13 protein-coding genes are annotated in these 15,500 nt (G+C 72.1%); 10 read left to right on the top strand and 3 right to left on the bottom strand.

What is annotated here, in order from left to right; all coding sequences use genetic code 11:
* The first annotated feature begins 90 nt into the window (after nt 1–90).
* Nucleotides 91–1,161 (top strand): zinc-binding dehydrogenase, encoded by a 1,071-nt coding sequence (locus P696_RS0108650; RefSeq protein WP_026412035.1) that lies wholly within the window; start codon nt 91–93, stop codon nt 1,159–1,161.
* A gap of 84 nt (nt 1,162–1,245) precedes the next feature.
* On the opposite strand, the gene P696_RS0108645 is transcribed toward P696_RS0108650, so the two are convergent.
* Entirely contained in the window at nt 1,246–1,800 is a 555-nt protein-coding gene (locus tag P696_RS0108645; protein ID WP_026412034.1) for a hypothetical protein, read from the bottom strand.
* Nucleotides 1,801–2,125: 325 nt separating this feature from the next.
* Here P696_RS0108645 and P696_RS0108640 point away from each other — a divergent pair, with 325 nt between their 5' ends.
* The 6 genes from P696_RS0108640 (at nt 2,126) to P696_RS0108615 (ending at nt 8,437) form a co-directional block, all read left to right on the top strand.
* On the top strand, nt 2,126–2,425 hold the full coding sequence (locus P696_RS0108640) for a hypothetical protein (protein ID WP_026412033.1): 300 nt from the start codon (nt 2,126–2,128) through the stop codon (nt 2,423–2,425).
* 514 nt (nt 2,426–2,939) lie between these two features.
* On the top strand, nt 2,940–4,028 hold the full coding sequence (locus P696_RS0108635) for a sugar ABC transporter substrate-binding protein (RefSeq protein WP_026412032.1): 1,089 nt from the start codon (nt 2,940–2,942) through the stop codon (nt 4,026–4,028).
* A gap of 113 nt (nt 4,029–4,141) precedes the next feature.
* The gene (locus P696_RS0108630) at nt 4,142–4,927 is read left to right on the top strand and encodes an ATP-binding cassette domain-containing protein (RefSeq protein ID WP_026412031.1); all 786 of its coding nucleotides are present in this window, start codon (nt 4,142–4,144) and stop codon (nt 4,925–4,927) included.
* Nucleotides 4,928–4,938: 11 nt separating this feature from the next.
* Nucleotides 4,939–6,201, top strand: coding sequence for a sugar ABC transporter permease (locus P696_RS0108625; RefSeq protein WP_034483486.1), 1,263 nt, complete (start codon nt 4,939–4,941; stop codon nt 6,199–6,201).
* Nucleotides 6,202–6,443: 242 nt separating this feature from the next.
* Nucleotides 6,444–7,202, top strand: a complete 759-nt coding sequence (locus tag P696_RS0108620; RefSeq protein WP_026412029.1) for an ATP-binding cassette domain-containing protein — start codon at nt 6,444–6,446, stop codon at nt 7,200–7,202.
* A complete protein-coding gene (locus P696_RS0108615; RefSeq protein WP_026412028.1) occupies nt 7,199–8,437 on the top strand; it encodes an ROK family transcriptional regulator in 1,239 nt (412 codons plus the stop codon). The genes P696_RS0108620 and P696_RS0108615 overlap by 4 nt, the downstream gene beginning before the upstream one ends.
* A 37-nt stretch (nt 8,438–8,474) precedes the next feature.
* On the opposite strand, the gene P696_RS0108610 is transcribed toward P696_RS0108615, so the two are convergent.
* Nucleotides 8,475–9,041, bottom strand: a complete 567-nt coding sequence (locus P696_RS0108610) for a flavin reductase family protein (protein ID WP_026412027.1) — start codon at nt 9,039–9,041, stop codon at nt 8,475–8,477.
* Nucleotides 9,042–9,300: 259 nt separating this feature from the next.
* Here P696_RS0108610 and P696_RS55720 point away from each other — a divergent pair, with 259 nt between their 5' ends.
* Both P696_RS55720 and P696_RS0108600 read left to right on the top strand, forming a co-directional pair.
* Complete coding sequence (locus P696_RS55720; RefSeq protein ID WP_026412026.1) at nt 9,301–10,461, top strand: thiolase C-terminal domain-containing protein; 1,161 nt, start codon at nt 9,301–9,303, stop codon at nt 10,459–10,461.
* Complete coding sequence (locus P696_RS0108600; RefSeq protein WP_026412025.1) at nt 10,458–10,853, top strand: Zn-ribbon domain-containing OB-fold protein; 396 nt, start codon at nt 10,458–10,460, stop codon at nt 10,851–10,853. Before P696_RS55720 ends, P696_RS0108600 begins: the two co-directional genes overlap by 4 nt.
* 68 nt (nt 10,854–10,921) lie before the next feature.
* Here P696_RS0108600 and P696_RS0108595 read toward each other — a convergent pair whose 3' ends face one another.
* Nucleotides 10,922–11,386, bottom strand: a complete 465-nt coding sequence (locus tag P696_RS0108595; RefSeq protein ID WP_026412024.1) for a hypothetical protein — start codon at nt 11,384–11,386, stop codon at nt 10,922–10,924.
* A gap of 294 nt (nt 11,387–11,680) precedes the next feature.
* Between P696_RS0108595 and P696_RS58695 the strand changes: the two genes are divergently transcribed.
* On the top strand, nt 11,681–15,499 hold the full coding sequence (locus tag P696_RS58695; RefSeq protein WP_034483483.1) for an nSTAND1 domain-containing NTPase: 3,819 nt from the start codon (nt 11,681–11,683) through the stop codon (nt 15,497–15,499).
* Nucleotide 15,500: the final 1 nt, after the last annotated feature.

Here is a 15,500-nt window from a genome sequence, read left to right as displayed (position 1 = left end):
GATCCGCCCCGCCGCAGGGCTACCGCGGCGGGCGCGAACGTGGTTCGGTTCGGTGAGCGACATTCCGCCACCGAACGCTGGGAGGAACCGATGCGCGCCGCGTTGACGACCAAGGACAACACCCTCACCGTCACCGACGTCCCGGACCCGGTCCCCCTCGACGGGCAGCTCCTGGTGCGGACGCTCGCCTGCGGCATCTGCGGCTCCGACCTGCACGCCCTCGCCGACCCCGAGGGCTTCATGGAGACCACCCGCCGCTCCGGCGGCACCCCCCACGACCCGCGCGAGGGCCTGGTCTTCGGGCACGAGTTCGCCGCCGAGATCGTGGCCCACGGCCCCGGCACCGAGGGGACCCTGCCCGTCGGGACGGTCGTCTGCGGCCCGCCCATCGCCCTCGGCCCGCAGGGCGCGGGCATCGTCGGCTACGCGCCCATGTTCCCGGGCGGGTACGGCGAGTACATGATCCTCAACGAGGGCCTGGCGATGCCCGTGCCGGACGGCCTGGACCCGAGGGTCGCCGCGATCACCGAGCCGTTCTCGGTCGGGGCCCGCGCCGTCCGGCGCAGCGGCATCGAGCAGGGCGACGTCGCCGTCGTGCTCGGCCTCGGCCCGATCGGCCTCGGCGTCGTCGCCCAGCTCAAGGCGCGCGGCCACGGCCCGGTGATCGCCGTGGACTTCTCCCCGCGCCGCCGCGCCCTCGCCGAGACCCTGGGCGCGGACGAGGTCGTCGACCCCGCCGTCGCGTCCCCGCACACCCGCTGGGCCGAGCTCGGCGTCCCGGTCACCACCGTCGACCGCATCGCCGCCGAGATCTTCGGCACCACCGCGCCCGGCGCCGTCGTCTTCGAGTGCGTCGGCGTCCCGGGCGTCCTCCAGCAGGTCATCGACGGCGCCCCCGCCGGCGCCACGGTCATGCTCGTCGGCGTCTGCATGCAACCCGACACCGTCGAGCCCGGGGTCGCGGCGTCCAAGGAGATCACCGTCCGCGGAACCTTCGGCGCGATGCCCGACGAGTACCGTGCCACCCTCCACGACATCGCCGCCGGACGCATCGACGCGGCCTCCATCATCACCGGCGAGGTCGGCCTCTCCGGCCTCTCCCAGGCCTTCCAGGACCTCGCCAACCCCGAACGCCACGCCAAGATCATCGTCCGGCCCTGACCCCACCCCGCCCGAGCGGTGCCGAAAACGCCGTGCACCGGGTGCCGTCAAGGCACTCGGTGCACGGCGAGGTTCTTGGGGCGGTCAGGGACGCGACGGAGGCGCGGGGCGCGGAATCCGGTTGAGCGCCGCCAGCGCGAGTTCCTGGGTGCGCGTGAGGCCGCCGCCGTCGCCAGGGCCGCTCGACCTGCTGCCGAGACGGGCCTTGACGCCCAGCCCGTAGGAGACGAACAGCAGGACGCCGAACATGAGCAGGTAGGCGACGTGCTCGGCGAGGCCGCCCCACTTGCCTTGCAGGACGTCCAGGACGGACAGGACGCCGAAGCCCGCCATCCAGCTCGCGAGCGGTGGCAGGAACCACACGTCCCGGCGTCGCAGCAGCCCCGCGACGGTGAGCACGACGAGCAGCAGCTCCAGGCCCTTCACCCCGATGAGGGCGGTGCCCGCGACGCCGGAGTCCAGGTAGGACGCGACCTGGTCGCGCCGGTCGCTCCAGGACAACGCCGCCGCGGCCGTGCTCGCCAGGCCGTACGCGATCAGGAAGACGCCGACCGGGTAGTGCAGCCGGTGCCAGTACGCGGACGTGCCCGACGACGCGGGCTTCGGCGGCCTCACCGGACCGGGCCCGGACGCGGACACGGCCGTCTCCTCCGACCCCGGTGGGGGCGCGGACTCGAACGGAGCGTCCTCCGGCCGTTGAGGGAGGGGGTAGTCCGGCCTCGTCAGCTGCGCCCGCCAGTCCGGATTAGCCCCACTCATCCCGGTTTCCCGCCTTCCTCGCATCTGCCACGCGCACGATATCCCGATTATCAGACACATGATCGGGCACATCGGTTCGCGCTCGCGGGCCACGACATGCCGCGTGGTCGAACACGGGCGCGTCACGGCCCCGGGTGCGTGCGCCCCGGTCGGCGGCGTGCCAGTCTGGCGCTCGCCCGGTCACGCGATCCACGGGGAGGCGACGGTGACGCCTGACGACGCGGGAGCGGCCACGCCGGTCAAGACGCGGATCGAGCATCTGGAAGAGCTCGGCGACGAACTGCTCGGGCGGGGGCTGCGGGTGCGGCTCATCGTGCCGCGCGGGCAGGCGCCCTGCCTGCACGTGACGAACCCGGACGCGCCCGTCCTGACGGAGAACATCCTGGCCGAGCAGGACGCGGACGGCTGGTGGTACCGGTGGTCCTGGGGAGAGCGCCTCGCCCCGGCCGGTTCGGTCGTGGCCGCCGCCGACCTCGTCCAACGCGTCCTCGCCACCCAGACCTGACCCCGCGCCCGCCTGTCCCCGCGCCCGCCTGCCCCCCCGCGCATGCCTGACCCCGCGCATGCCTGACCCCGCGCCCGCCTAACCCCGCGCGTGACTGGCCCCACGCGCGCCTGACCCGCGCACGCAGACGGGCCGCGCTCGACGCGCGCACGCGCGGGTCGTGGGCCTTCCGCGAGACCTCCCGTGCCTCCGCCTGTGCGCGGCCTTTGGTGGTTCGGTGGTGCTTATGTTGGGGCGGCGAACTTTTTCGTGATCTTGGTGGGGTGGCGGGGGTCGCGGAGTCCGTCCTGGTCGGGGACGTTTCATCCGCGTTGAGCTGGCGTTACTGGATTGTTACTGCTCACAACAAATTCATCCGGCCCCAGGGGTGGCATCACTGTCGAACCCGACATAAGTTGCGGGACACAACATTTCGCGCGACGGCGGGGGGGAGCCCCGGACAACCGTCCGCGCGCATCCCACCCCCGAAGACCGGCCGCGCCGACGCGGCCGCCCCCAGAAAGGACCCGGGCACATGCGCAAGGGGATCATCGGCCTCGCGGCGTTCACCGCCGCGGCGGCCCTCACCCTCACCGCCTGCGGGGACGACAAGAAGGACGGCGCGTCCGGCGGCGGCGACGCCGCCGCGGCCAAGGGCAAGATCGGCGTGATCCTGCCCGACACCAAGTCCTCGGTCCGGTACGAGAGCTTCGACCGCCCGTTCCTGGAGCAGTCGTTCAAGGCCGCCGGCGTCAAGTACGACATCCAGAACGCCGAGGGCTCCACCCAGCGGTTCCAGACCATCGCCGACCAGATGATCACCGGTGGCGTGACCGTCCTGATCGTGGACGGCCTGGACTCCAACTCCGCCGCCGCCGTGCAGCGCAAGGCGCAGCAGCAGGGCGTCAAGACCATCGACTACGACCGGCTGACCCTCGGCGGCGTGTCCGACTACTACGTCTCCTTCGACAACGTGAAGGTCGGCGAGGAGCTCGGCAAGGGCCTGCAGAAGTGCCTGGGGGACAAGCAGGCCAACATCGCCTACCTGAACGGCGCGCCGACCGACAACAACGCGACCCTGTTCGCGCAGGGCGCGCACAGCGTCCTGGACAAGGTCGGGACCTACAAGAAGGTCGCCGAGCAGGCCGTCCCCGACTGGGACAACCAGAAGGCCGCCACGATCTTCGAGCAGATGCTGACCCAGCAGAGCGGCAAGATCGACGGCGTGCTCGCCGCCAACGACGGCCTCGGCAACGCCGCCATCTCGATCCTGAAGAAGAACTCGCAGGCCGGCAAGGTCCCGGTGACCGGCCAGGACGCGTCGGTGCAGGGCCTCCAGAACATCCTGGACGGCACGCAGTGCATGACGGTCTACAAGCCGGTGAAGCAGGAGGCCGACGCGGTCGCCAAGCTCGCCATCGACGTCATGAAGGGCCAGAAGGGCGAGACCAACGGCACCACGAACGACTCCCAGGGCAAGCGGGACGTCCCGTCGGTGCTGCTGAACCCGATCGGCGTCTCCAAGGACAACGTCAAGCAGGTCGTGACCGACGGCTTCGTCAAGAAGGACGAGCTGTGCAAGGGCGCCTACGCGGCCAAGTGCACGGCCGCCGGCATCCAGTGACGACCGACCGCTGAGCAGTACCGGCACGCGCCCGGCCCGCGGAACCGCCCCTCCGGCGGAACCACCCGGGCCGGGTGCGCGCCGGAGCGCACGGCGAACCCGAAGGGAATGACGTGGCAGAAAACGGCGACCCCGTCCTGCGCCTGGTCGGCGTCAACAAGAGCTTCGGCCCGGTGCACGTCCTGCACGACGTGGACTTCACGCTCCGCCAGGGCGAGGTGATGGCCCTGGTCGGCGACAACGGCGCCGGCAAGTCCACCCTCATCAAGTGCATCGCCGGGATCCACCCGATCGACTCCGGCGTCCTTGAGTTCGAGGGCCGCGAGGTGAAGGTCTCCGGGCCGCGCGACGCGGCCGATCTCGGTATCGAGATCGTCTACCAGGATCTCGCGCTCGCTGACAATCTCGACATCGTGCAGAACATGTTCCTCGGCCGCGAGCAGCGCAAGGGCATCGTCCTCGACGAGGACGCGATGGAGCAGAAGGCCCGCGAGACCCTCGCGCGCCTCTCGGTCCGCACCGTCAAGTCCGTCCGGCAGCAGGTGTCGAGCCTGTCCGGCGGGCAGCGGCAGACCGTCGCCATCGCCAAGGCCGCGCTGTGGGACTCCAAGGTGGTCGTGCTGGACGAGCCGACCGCCGCGCTCGGCGTCGCGCAGACCCGGCAGGTGCTCGACCTGGTCCGCAGGCTCGCCGACACCGGCCACGCGGTCGTGCTGATCTCGCACAACATGAACGACGTGTTCGAGGTCGCCGACCGCATCACCACCCTGTACCTCGGCCGGGTCGCGGCGGAGGTCAAGCGCACCGACGTCACCCACGGCCAGGTCGTGGAACTGATCACCTCGGGCCGCTCCGGCGACCTCGGGCTCCATCCCGCGACAGCGGCCGAGACCATCTGATAGGGGAAGCGATGTCCACCGACATCCCCAGGCTGGCGGACGCTGACTTCGCCGCCGACCGCCGGCAGCTCGACGTGCGCTCCGCGGTCTCCGACTACTGGGCGCGGGTGCGCGCGGGCGAGCTGGGCGCGATCCCCGCGATCCTCGCGCTGGCGTTCCTGTTCGTGCTGTTCACCGGGCTGCGCCCGGACACCTTCCTGTCCACGGGCAACGTCGCGAACCTGTTCACCCAGGCGCTGCCGGTGACCATCCTCGCGATGGGCCTGGTGTTCGTCCTGCTGCTGGGCGAGATCGACCTGTCGGCGGGCGTGGCGAGCGGCGTGTGCGGCGCGGTCATGGCCAAGCTCATCGTCGAGTCCGGCCAGCCCTGGTACGTCGCGGTCATCGCGGCGATCGCGACCGGCGTCGTCATCGGCACCGCGATCGGATGGCTGGTCTCGGTCATCCGGATCCCGTCGTTCGTGGTGACGCTCGCGTTGTTCCTCGGCCTGCAGGGCATCACCCTGAAGCTGATCGGCAAGGGCGGCACCGTCCCGGTCCGGGACGACGTCATCGTCGCGCTCGCGAACAAGAACATGCCGCTCTGGCTCGGCTGGACGCTGGCCGTCCTGGTCGCGCTCGGCTACGCCGCCAGCCAGCTGCTGCGCTGGAACCGGCAGCGCCGCCGCGGCCTGCACGGCAAGCCCGTGCAGCTGGTCGCCGGGCGCGTGGTGGTCGTCGGCGCGATCCTGCTGATCGGCACGTTCGTGCTCAGCCTGGACCGCGCGCCGAGCCCGCTGGTCACCCTCGCGGGCATCCCGTGGGGCGTGCCGCTGGTCGCCGTCCTGCTCATCATCGCGACGTTCGTGCTGGACCGCACCGCCTACGGACGGCACCTGTACGCGGTCGGCGGCAGCGCCGAGGCGGCCCGCCGCGCGGGCATCAACGTCACCCGGATCCGGATGTCGGTCTTCATGATCGCGTCCGGGCTGGCCGCGGTGTCCGGCATCGTCGCGGCGTCCCGGCTGAACTCGGTCGCGACGGACTCGGGCGCGGGCAACACCCTGCTGTACGCGGTCGGCGCGGCCGTCATCGGCGGGACGAGCCTGTTCGGCGGACGCGGCCGGGCCCGGGACGCGATCCTCGGCGGCCTGGTCATCGCGACCATCGACAACGGCCTCGGCCTGCTCGGCATGGACGCCTACGCCAACTTCCTCATCACCGGCGGCGTCCTGCTGGTGGCGGCGGGCATCGACGCGCTGTCGCGCCGGCGCCGGTCGGCCACGGGACGATAGGCCGTCAGGTGCGCTTCCGGACGCGCCCCGGGGACCCCGCCGACGCGGGGCCCCGGGGCGCGCCCGTCCCGGCGGCCTCCTCGCCCGCCCGGCCGCCGGTCTGGGTGCCCGTCGACGCGGCCGGAACAGGCCCGCCGGACGGCCCCGGCGCGGTTGTGGGGCCGGTGGGCGCGGCTGCTACGCTCAGCGCCCACGACCGCTCCACGCGCGCGGGCGGCGCGGCTTGGTTGGAGCCCCCCGGAATGTCACAGACACCTGTGTTGGACCTGCGCGGCATCGACAAGAGTTTCGGGCCGGTCCGAGTCCTCCAGCAGGTCGACTTCACCGCGTACGCGGGTGAGGTGACCGCGCTCGTCGGCGACAACGGCGCGGGCAAGACGACGCTGGTGAAGTGCATCGGCGGCATCCACTCCCTCGACGGCGGCGACTACCTCTTCGACGGCCGCCCCGTGCGTCCGTCCAGCCCCCGCGAGGCCGCCGGGCTCGGGATCGAGGTCGTCCACCAGGACCTCGCGCTCGCCGACAACCTGGACATCGTGCAGAACATGTTCCTCGGCCGCGAGCGCCGCCGGGGCATCGTCCTGGACGAGACGGCGATGGAGGAGCTCGCGCGCAGGACGCTCGCCGAGCTGTCGGTGCGGACGATCGGGTCCGTCCGGCGGAAGGTGTCGGAACTGTCCGGCGGGCAGCGGCAGACCGTCGCGATAGCCCGCGCGGTGCTGTGGGACTCGCGCGTGGTCGTGCTGGACGAGCCGTCCGCCGCGCTCGGCGTCGCGCAGACCCAGCAGGTGCTGGAGATCGTCCGGCGGCTCGCCGACCAGGGCCTGGCGGTCGTGCTGATCTCGCACAACATGAACGACGTGTTCGCCGTGTCGGACCGGGTCGCCGCGCTCTACCTGGGCCGGACGGTCGCGCAGGTCCGCACCGCCGACGTCACGCACGCGCAGGTCGTCGAGCTGATCACCGCCGGCCGCAGCGAGTCGCTGGGGATCCGCGGATGAAGGCGGGACCGTCACAGGAGGACATCCGGCGGCACAACCTCGGCACGCTGCTGCGGTACGTCCACGTCCGCGGCCCGGCGTCGCGGGCGACGCTCGCCGAGTCCCTCGGCCTGAACCGCAGCACGATCATGGCGCTGACCGCGGACCTCACCGCGGCCGGGCTCGTCCGGGAGGAGCTGCCGCGCAGCCCCGGACGCCGCGCCGGACGCCCGTCGCTGGTCGTCCGGCCCGAGTCCACGCGCGTGTACGTCCTGGCGTTCGACGTCGGCGTGGACCGGATCGCCGTCGCGCGCGTCGGGCTCGGCGGCGTCGTCCTCGACCGGCGCGAGTCCCCGCACGAGGGCCGCGGCCCCGTCGAACCCGCCGAACTGGTCGCGACGCTCGCCGGGATGGCCCGCTCGCTCGTCCGCAAGGCCGGGCGGGACGCGGTGTGCGTCGGCGCGGCCCTGGCGTTCCCCGGCATCGTCCGGCGCGGCGACGACGTCATCCGGTTCGGCCCGAACCTGCGGGTCGGGGACGTGCGGCTCGGCGAGATGCTGTCCCGGCGGCTCGCGCTCGGCGTCCCGGTCGCGGTCGCCAACGACGCCAACCTCGGCGCGATCGCCGAGCACGAGCGCGGCGCGGGCGTCGGCTATGACGACATGGTCTACCTGCACGGGGACGTCGGCGTCGGCGGCGGCATCATCGTCGGCGGCCGGCTGCTCGGCGGCCAGGACGGCTACGGCGGCGAGATCGGCCACATGGGCGTCAACCCGGGCGGCCGGACGTGCTCGTGCGGCGCGCGCGGCTGCCTGGAGTCGGAGGTGGGGGAGCGGACCCTGCTGACGCTCGCGGGCCGCGCCGACCTGACCGGGATGACCAGCCGCGAGGCCGTCCGCGCCATCGTGGACGCCGCCGACCGCGGCGACGTCGTCGCGCGCGACGCGCTGCACCAGGTCGGGACGTGGCTCGGCCACGGCGTCGCGAACCTGGTCAACATCTTCAACCCGGGCCTGGTCGTCTTCGGCGGGACGCTCCGGGACGTCTACCTCGGGTCGGCGGCGCAGGTCCGCAGCGTCCTGGCGACGGAGGGCATGGCCGCGCCGCGCGAACGCGTCCGGCTGCGGACGGCCCAGCTCGGCGACGACACGACGCTCGTCGGCGCCGCCGAGTTCGCCTTCGCGGACGTCCTGGACGACCCGCTGCACGTCCTCGCGCGCCTGCGCGACCCCGAAGGGGAACCGGTCGGCTCCTGACACGCCACCGACCGCCCGCGCGCTGGGTGACCGCGCGTCAGGCGAAGCTGCCGTACGCGCCCTTGTAGAACAGCAGCGGCTCGCCCTCGTGGTGCTTGTCCAGGTGGTGGACGCGCGCGACGACGATGACGTGGTCGCCCGCGACGTGCTCGTTCTCGACCGACACCTCGATCCAGGCGAGCGCGCCCTCGATGACCGGGCCGCCGCCGGGGGATCCGGTCCAGGTGATGTCGGCGAACTTGTCGCCGCCCTTGAGCGCCAGCCGCTTGCAGACCTCGAGCTGCGGCTCGCTGAGGATGTTGATGCACAGCCTCCCGGCGTCCCGCAGCCGCGGCCAGGTCGTGCTGGTGTGCGCGACGCAGAACGCCACGAGCGGCGGGTCGAGCGAGACCGAGGTGAAGGAGTTGGCGGCCAGGCCGGTCGGACGGCCGGCGGACGCGTCGATGCCGGTGATCGCGACGACGCCGGTCGCGAACCGGCCGAGAACGGACCTGAACCGGGCGCTGTCGATGTCGGTGACCGCGCCGCCCGGCCGGGCGGCGCCCGCCCCGCCGGCGCCCGGCGCCGAACCGCTGGCCGAGTGCCCGTTCGGGGATCCGTGCATACGGTGTTCCGCTCCCGGTCCGTGGCGTCGCTCGGCCGACCCGGTCCCGGGGAGCGCGGTGGCGTGTTCGGCCATCACACCGTTCCCTTCTCTTAGCCAAGCGCTTGCTTGGACGATAGGCGGGCCTTCTCGATACTGTCAAGCGCGCCCCCTCCCGGCCTTCTTCCCGTATCCGGACCTCTCCGGGCAGAAAGATCAAGCGCACCGGATGGTAAAGTCACACAAGCGCTTGCTTGCCTGCACTCCAGGGAGGACGCCCGTGCCGGGATTCCGCGACCGGACCGCGATCGCCGGGGTCGGCTACACCCCGTTCAGCAAGGACTCCGGCGTCTCCACGCTCACCCTCGCCGTGGACGCGATCACCGCCGCCCTCGCCGACGCCGGCCTCACCGTGGACGACGTGGACGGCATCGCCACCCACCGCGTCGGCGACAGCACGCCCCCGTGGGTCGTCGCCCCGGCCCTCGGCGTCCCCGAGGTCACCTGGTACCTCGACCAGTTCGGCGGCGGCAGCGTCTCCCACGCCGTCATCGCCCAGGCCGCCATGGCCGTCGCGTCCGGCGTGGCCGAGACCGTCGTCTGCTACCGCGCCATCAACGCCCGCTCGGAGTTCCGCATGGGCGGCACGGGACGAGCCCCGGCGCCCATCTTCGACGTCCAGTACCAGGCGCCCTACGGCTACTTCGCCCCACCGCAGCAGTTCGCGATGTACACCCGCGCGCACATGAGCCGCTACGGAACGACCCACGAACAGCTGGGCCGGATCGCCGTCCGCCAACGCGAGAACGCCGCGAAGAACCCCCGCGCCCTGAAACGCGCCCCGATCACCCTGGACGACTACCTCGCGTCCCGCTGGATAGCCGAACCCCTCCGCCTCCTCGACTGCTGCCTGGAGACCGACGGAGCCTGCGCCGTGGTCGTCACCTCCCGCGCACGCGCACGAGACCTCCGCCGCGAACCCGTCCTCATCTCCGGAGCGGCCTGGGGAGGCGGCGACAGCATGTTCTCCGGCGCGGGGTCCACCCCGTCCGGCACCGACTGGACGGTCACCGAAGCCGCCCGCCTGGCCCCCCGCCTCTACGAGATGGCCGACATCACCCCGTCCGACATCGACGTCGCCGAGCTCTACGACTGCTTCACCTACTCGGTGCTCGTCCAACTGGAGGACTACGGCTTCTGCCCCAAGGGTGAAGGCGGCCCGTACGTTGAATCCGGCGAGGGCCCGCCGGTCAACACCCACGGAGGCTTCCTCTCCGAGGGCTACGTCCACGGCATCAACCACATCGCCGAAGCCGTCTCCCAGCTCCGCGGAGACGCGGGCGACCGCCAGGTCCCGAACGCCCGGGTCGCCCTCTCGACCGCCCAACCCGGCTACGTCCTCGCCGGAACCTCGGCCCTCGTCCTCCGGAGCGACCAGTGATCGTCCGCCCCGAGCCCGACCGCGACTCCCGCCCCTGGTGGGACGCCGTCCGCCGCCACGAACTGACCGTCCAGCAGTGCGCCGACTGCGGCCGACTCCGCTTCCCGGCCCGTGCGATCTGCAACGTCTGCCGCTCCCGCGCCTCGGCCTGGACCCCCGTCTCAGGCCGAGGCCACGTCTACTCCTGGATCGTCAACCACCAGCGCTTCGCCCCGTCCATGACCGAGCCGATCACCATCCTCGCCGTCCGCCTGGACGAGGGCGACGACCTCCTCATGTACGGCAACCTGGCCGAACCGGCCGAGGTCCACGACGGTCTTGCCGTCGAGGCCGTCTTCACCGACCACGACGCGACCCTCGTCAACTGGCGTCCCCTCCGCGACCACCGCTGAGCGCGGCTCCTCCAGCTCGTCCGGCCCCCGCGGATCCGCACTGGAGAAGAGCCGCACTCGTCAGGCGCCTACCACCAGTCGGTGCAGAGGGCCTTGCTGGTGTCCGCGGCCAGGGCACAGGCGCGGAACCTGAGGTTCGGGTCGGAGCTGGCGTAATGCGCGGGCGTCCACCAGGGCTCGTTGGCGTTGCTGCTGTAGAACGGCCCGCACTGCATGTTCCCGTTGCCGCCGGTGGTCGAGACGTCGAACCAGAACAGGTCCCGCTTGGTGGTGACGCCGCCGATGACCGCCCAGCCCGCCTGGCGGCCGTTGATGTTGCCGACCACCAGCTTGACGGACTTGCCGCCCGGCCCGGAGAGCCACTGCTCCCTGACGACGGTGCCCTTGGGCAGGGAGGCCGGACGCGGCCACGAGGCGCAGTCCGACGGCGAGGCGGACGCGGCCGGCGCGGTGGCCACTGAGCCGAGCGAGGCCAGGCCGAGGCTCAGCGCGGCGAGGACGGAAGCCCCACGGGTGACGCGGATCTGCTTCATGGGTGTCCGGTGTTCCTTTCGTCGGGCGACTCGTGAACCGCCTGTGGCTGGCGAACGTGGTCGCCGCTCCGCTCGGCTTCCCCTCCGAGCTGCGGCTTCTCCAGTTCTGTCAGGCACCGGATTGTCTGACCAGCCCCTTCCGTCACTCCAGACAAAGCCGGGTGGACCCGTTCGTGACGGAGAAGTAGGCGTTTTCCCGGATGGACGCCTCGCCCTATCTTGATCAAGCTGTGGGCGCGTGGCCGGGGTGTGGCCGCGCGGCACGAACCGGGGAAGCGAACGAGGGGACGGGTCTTGGGGCGTCGCGAGAAACCGCTGGATCCGACGGACGGACCCGTCGCACGGTTCGCCCTCGAACTCCGCAAACTGAGGGACGAGGCGGGCGGGATCACCTACAGGGCGATGGCGGCCCAGGCCCACTACTCCACCGCGACACTCGCCGACGCGGCGGCGGGACGGCGGCTCCCATCCCGCGAGGTGGCCGTGGCCTACGCCACCGCGTGCGGCGGCGACCCCGACCTGTGGGCGGTGCGCTGGGAGGAGGTCGCGGAGGAGGTCGCGGGGCGGCCCCGTGACGACGGCCTCACCTGCCCCTACCCGGGCCTGGCGCGCTTCGAGCCCGCCGACCGCGACCGCTTCTTCGGCCGCGACCGGATCGTGGAACGCCTCGCCGCCCTGGTCGCGAGCCGGAGCGTCAGCCTCGTGGTCGGGCCGTCCGGGAGCGGGAAGTCCTCACTGCTCCGGGCCGGGCTGGCGCCGGTCCTGGAGGACGCGGGCTCCGCCGTGCGGATCGTTACGCCGGGACGCGGACACCTGTGCACCCGCATCGAGCCGCAGGACGCGCACAGCGTCCTCATCGTGGACCAGTTCGAAGAGGTCTTCACCCTGCGCGAGGATCCGGACGAGCAGGCGCGCTTCATCGACCTCCTCCTGGAGTTCGCCCATGAGGACGACGGCGCGCGCCCCGTCCTCGCCGTGCGCGCGGACTTCCTCGGGCACTGCGCCCAGCACCTCGCCCTCGCCGAGGCCGTCGAGGACGGCACGGTGCTGGTGACACCGATGGGACCGGACGAGCTGCGCGAAGCCGTCGTCAAGCCCGCCGCCGTCGTCGGACTGGTGGTGGAACGGTCCCTGACCGCCCGGATCGTCGACGAGGTCGCGCGGGAGCCAGGCGGCCTGCCGCTGATGTCCCACGCCCTGCTGGAGACCTGGCTGCGGCGGCGCGGCCGGACGCTGACCGAGGCCGCCTACGAGGCGGCGGGCGGGATCCGGGGCTCGATCGCCCGTACCGCCGAGGAACTCCACGAGGAGCTGACCGTCCGGCAGCGGGAGGTGGCCCGGCTCCTGCTGCTGCGGCTGGTCGCCCCCGGCCTGGGGACGCAGGACACGCGCCGTCCCACGGCCGTCGCCGAACTCGACGTGGGCGAGGGGGACGAGGCCGCCGCCGTACTCGAACGGCTCGTCGCCGCCCGGCTGGTCACCATCGACGAGGGCACGGCCGACCTGGCCCACGAGGCGCTCCTGACGGCCTGGCCCCGGCTGAGCGAGTGGATTGACCAGGACCGGGACCGGATCCGCGTCCAGCAGCGGGTGACCGAGGCGGCCGACGGCTGGGAGGCCCTCGGCCGCGACTCCGGCGCGCTCTACCGGGGCGCGAACCTGGCCCTCGCCGAACGCTGCTTCCCCGGCGACCGCGACGGCCTGACCACACTCGAGCGGACGTTCCTGGACCGGTCCGTCGCGGCGCGCGAGCGCACCCGGCGTCGCCGTCGCACGCGGACCGTCGTCCTGTCGGCACTGCTGGCCGTCGCCATGCTGGCCTCGCTGGTCGCCTGGCAGCAGAACCGGATCGGCGACCGGCGGCGCACCGAGGCCACCGCCCGCCGCGCCGCCGACGTCGCCGAGAGCCTGCGCTCCTCCGACCCCACCACGGCGATGCGCCTGTCCCTGGCCGCCGCCCGCATCGCCGACCTCCCCGAGACCCGCTCAGCAGTCCTGACCGCCGCCTGGCAGCCCGAACAGGCCGCCTTCACCGACCCCACCAGCGGCCCCGCGGTCATCCGCAGACTCAGTACCGACGGCCGAACCCTGACCAGCATCGGCGCCGACCAGACGACCCGCTGGGACCTCGACACCGGTCGGCGCGTCGCCCAATGGCCCGGCCTGGGGAAGGACGCCGAACAGGCGGGGACCCTGCGCTCGGACGCCCCGGTCGTCCCGGTGTTCGCCCGAGACTGGACTGGGGTTCTGTTCGTTCCGCGTGACCTGGCCACCGGCCGGGGGGCGTCAAGGATCTCTGCCGACGCGGGTGCGGAGATGGGGCCGGGTGGCGACCGGGTGATCGGGTATTCCAGGACCGACAAAGCCAACGTGGTTCGCCTGTGGGACGCGTCCGACAGCAGGAAGCTGCTCGAACTCGCCTTTCCGCGCGAGCGTGACAAACTCACCGATCTGTCCAGCGATGCCAACAAGGGGTATTCGCTCGTCCGGCGGTTCCTCCGCGACAGACGCGATGGCCAGCTGACCGAGACCAACTTTCCGGACGCGACGCTCAGTCCCGACGGTGAACGCCTCGCGGTGTGCGTCTCGGGCGAGCGGATCCGGGTCTGGGATGTCCGGAGCGGACGTCGTCTGCCCACGCCCTGGGCTCCGCGAGCAAAATACGAGTGCCTGAGGGAGCACGTCCTGTTCACCCCTGACAGCAAGGGACTCGTCTTCGTCGACGACGACGGCGTGCGCGTCTGGGATCTCGCGTCCGGACGGCAGACCATCGGTGTCAAACACAACGCCCTGAAAGAGGTGGCCTTCAGCCAAGACGGCACGCAACTGGTCGCGACCGACGGGTCGGAGATCCTGCTGTGGCGCCTTGACCGGCTCGACGGGCCCGTTTTCAGGCACGCGCTCACAGGTCAGCGTGCCACCGATCTCCGGGTCGATCCCCGCGCCGGTCGCATCCGGTACATCGGTGGTCCCCCGGACAGGGAACGGACGGTCTACACCCTCGAGTTGCGGAATCCCGACGCCCGATGGCAGGCCGTCCCCGCCGTAACGACCACCTTCGCGCGCAACGGAACGGCGCTTGCCAGCATGCACCCGGGCGCGGACAACCGCACACTCCAGATCAGCCTGATTCGGCCGGACTCCGAACGAACCGTTGGCAAGCCGTCGCCGGTCGCGTGCCCGATCAACTCCACCGGACCATGGTCCGGTCCACAGTGCCAACCGATACTCACTTTTGACAGCTCCGGGAACTCACTTCTCTTCGGCAGCAGCGGGCTCGATTCCAGAACTGGGCAGAACCGATTGGTCATCTGGGACATGCGCCGACAAGTCGCTACGCCGGTGACCGGCCAGAGTGACAAGTTCACGGCAGGGGCCGCCTTCGGCCCGAGGGACAGGTCGCTGCTCTTCGCGGAGGCCCCCAAGGGAGACGAGCCCGTTGCCCTGCGGCTCTGGGATCCGCGCCGTCAAGCCACCGTCGCGACCATGCCCGTCTCCGAAAGCGGAGACGGAAGCACGCCGAACGCCATGGCCCTGCGCCCAGACGGCAGCCTGCTCGTCACCGACCAGTCCCGCGCGTACGAACTTCCCTCAGGGCGGGTCCTACCCGCGGCGGACCGGCCGGGCGAAGCCCTGGCCATGGTCTTCAGCCCGGACGGTGGGCAGCTCGCCGTCGGCGACCGGGCCGGGCGGGTCGGCCTGTGGAACGGCGACGTCAACCGGCGGCTGGGCGAGCTCGCCGGGGCCGAGCCCGAGCCCGGTGGCGTCACGGGCCTGGCCTTCACCCCGAACGGCCGAATTCTCGCCGTCGCCACCGCGACGGGCGTCGTGCGCCTCTGGGACACCCGCTCGCACAGTCCGGTCGGCTCCCCGCTCCCGGTCTCCGGCGACACCCCCATGGCGCTGGCCTTCAGCGCGGACGGCAACACCCTGTACATCGCCAACGAACGGGCCCCACTGCAACGCCAACGGATCGACCTCGCAAGCGCCCAGACCACCGTCTGCCAACGCGCAGCAGGCGGCCTGACCCCAGTCGAATGGAAACGCCTGGTCCCGGACGTCCCCTACCGGCAGACCTGCCCCACCACCGTCGGACCCCGTCCCCAAGGCTGAG

This window comes from Actinomadura oligospora ATCC 43269 (assembly GCF_000518265.1).
In the GTDB taxonomy this organism is placed as follows: Bacteria; Actinomycetota; Actinomycetes; order Streptosporangiales; family Streptosporangiaceae; genus Spirillospora; species Spirillospora oligospora.
The sequence above is the reverse complement of the archived record's forward strand: the minus strand, read 5'-3'. Positions and strand labels throughout refer to the sequence as shown.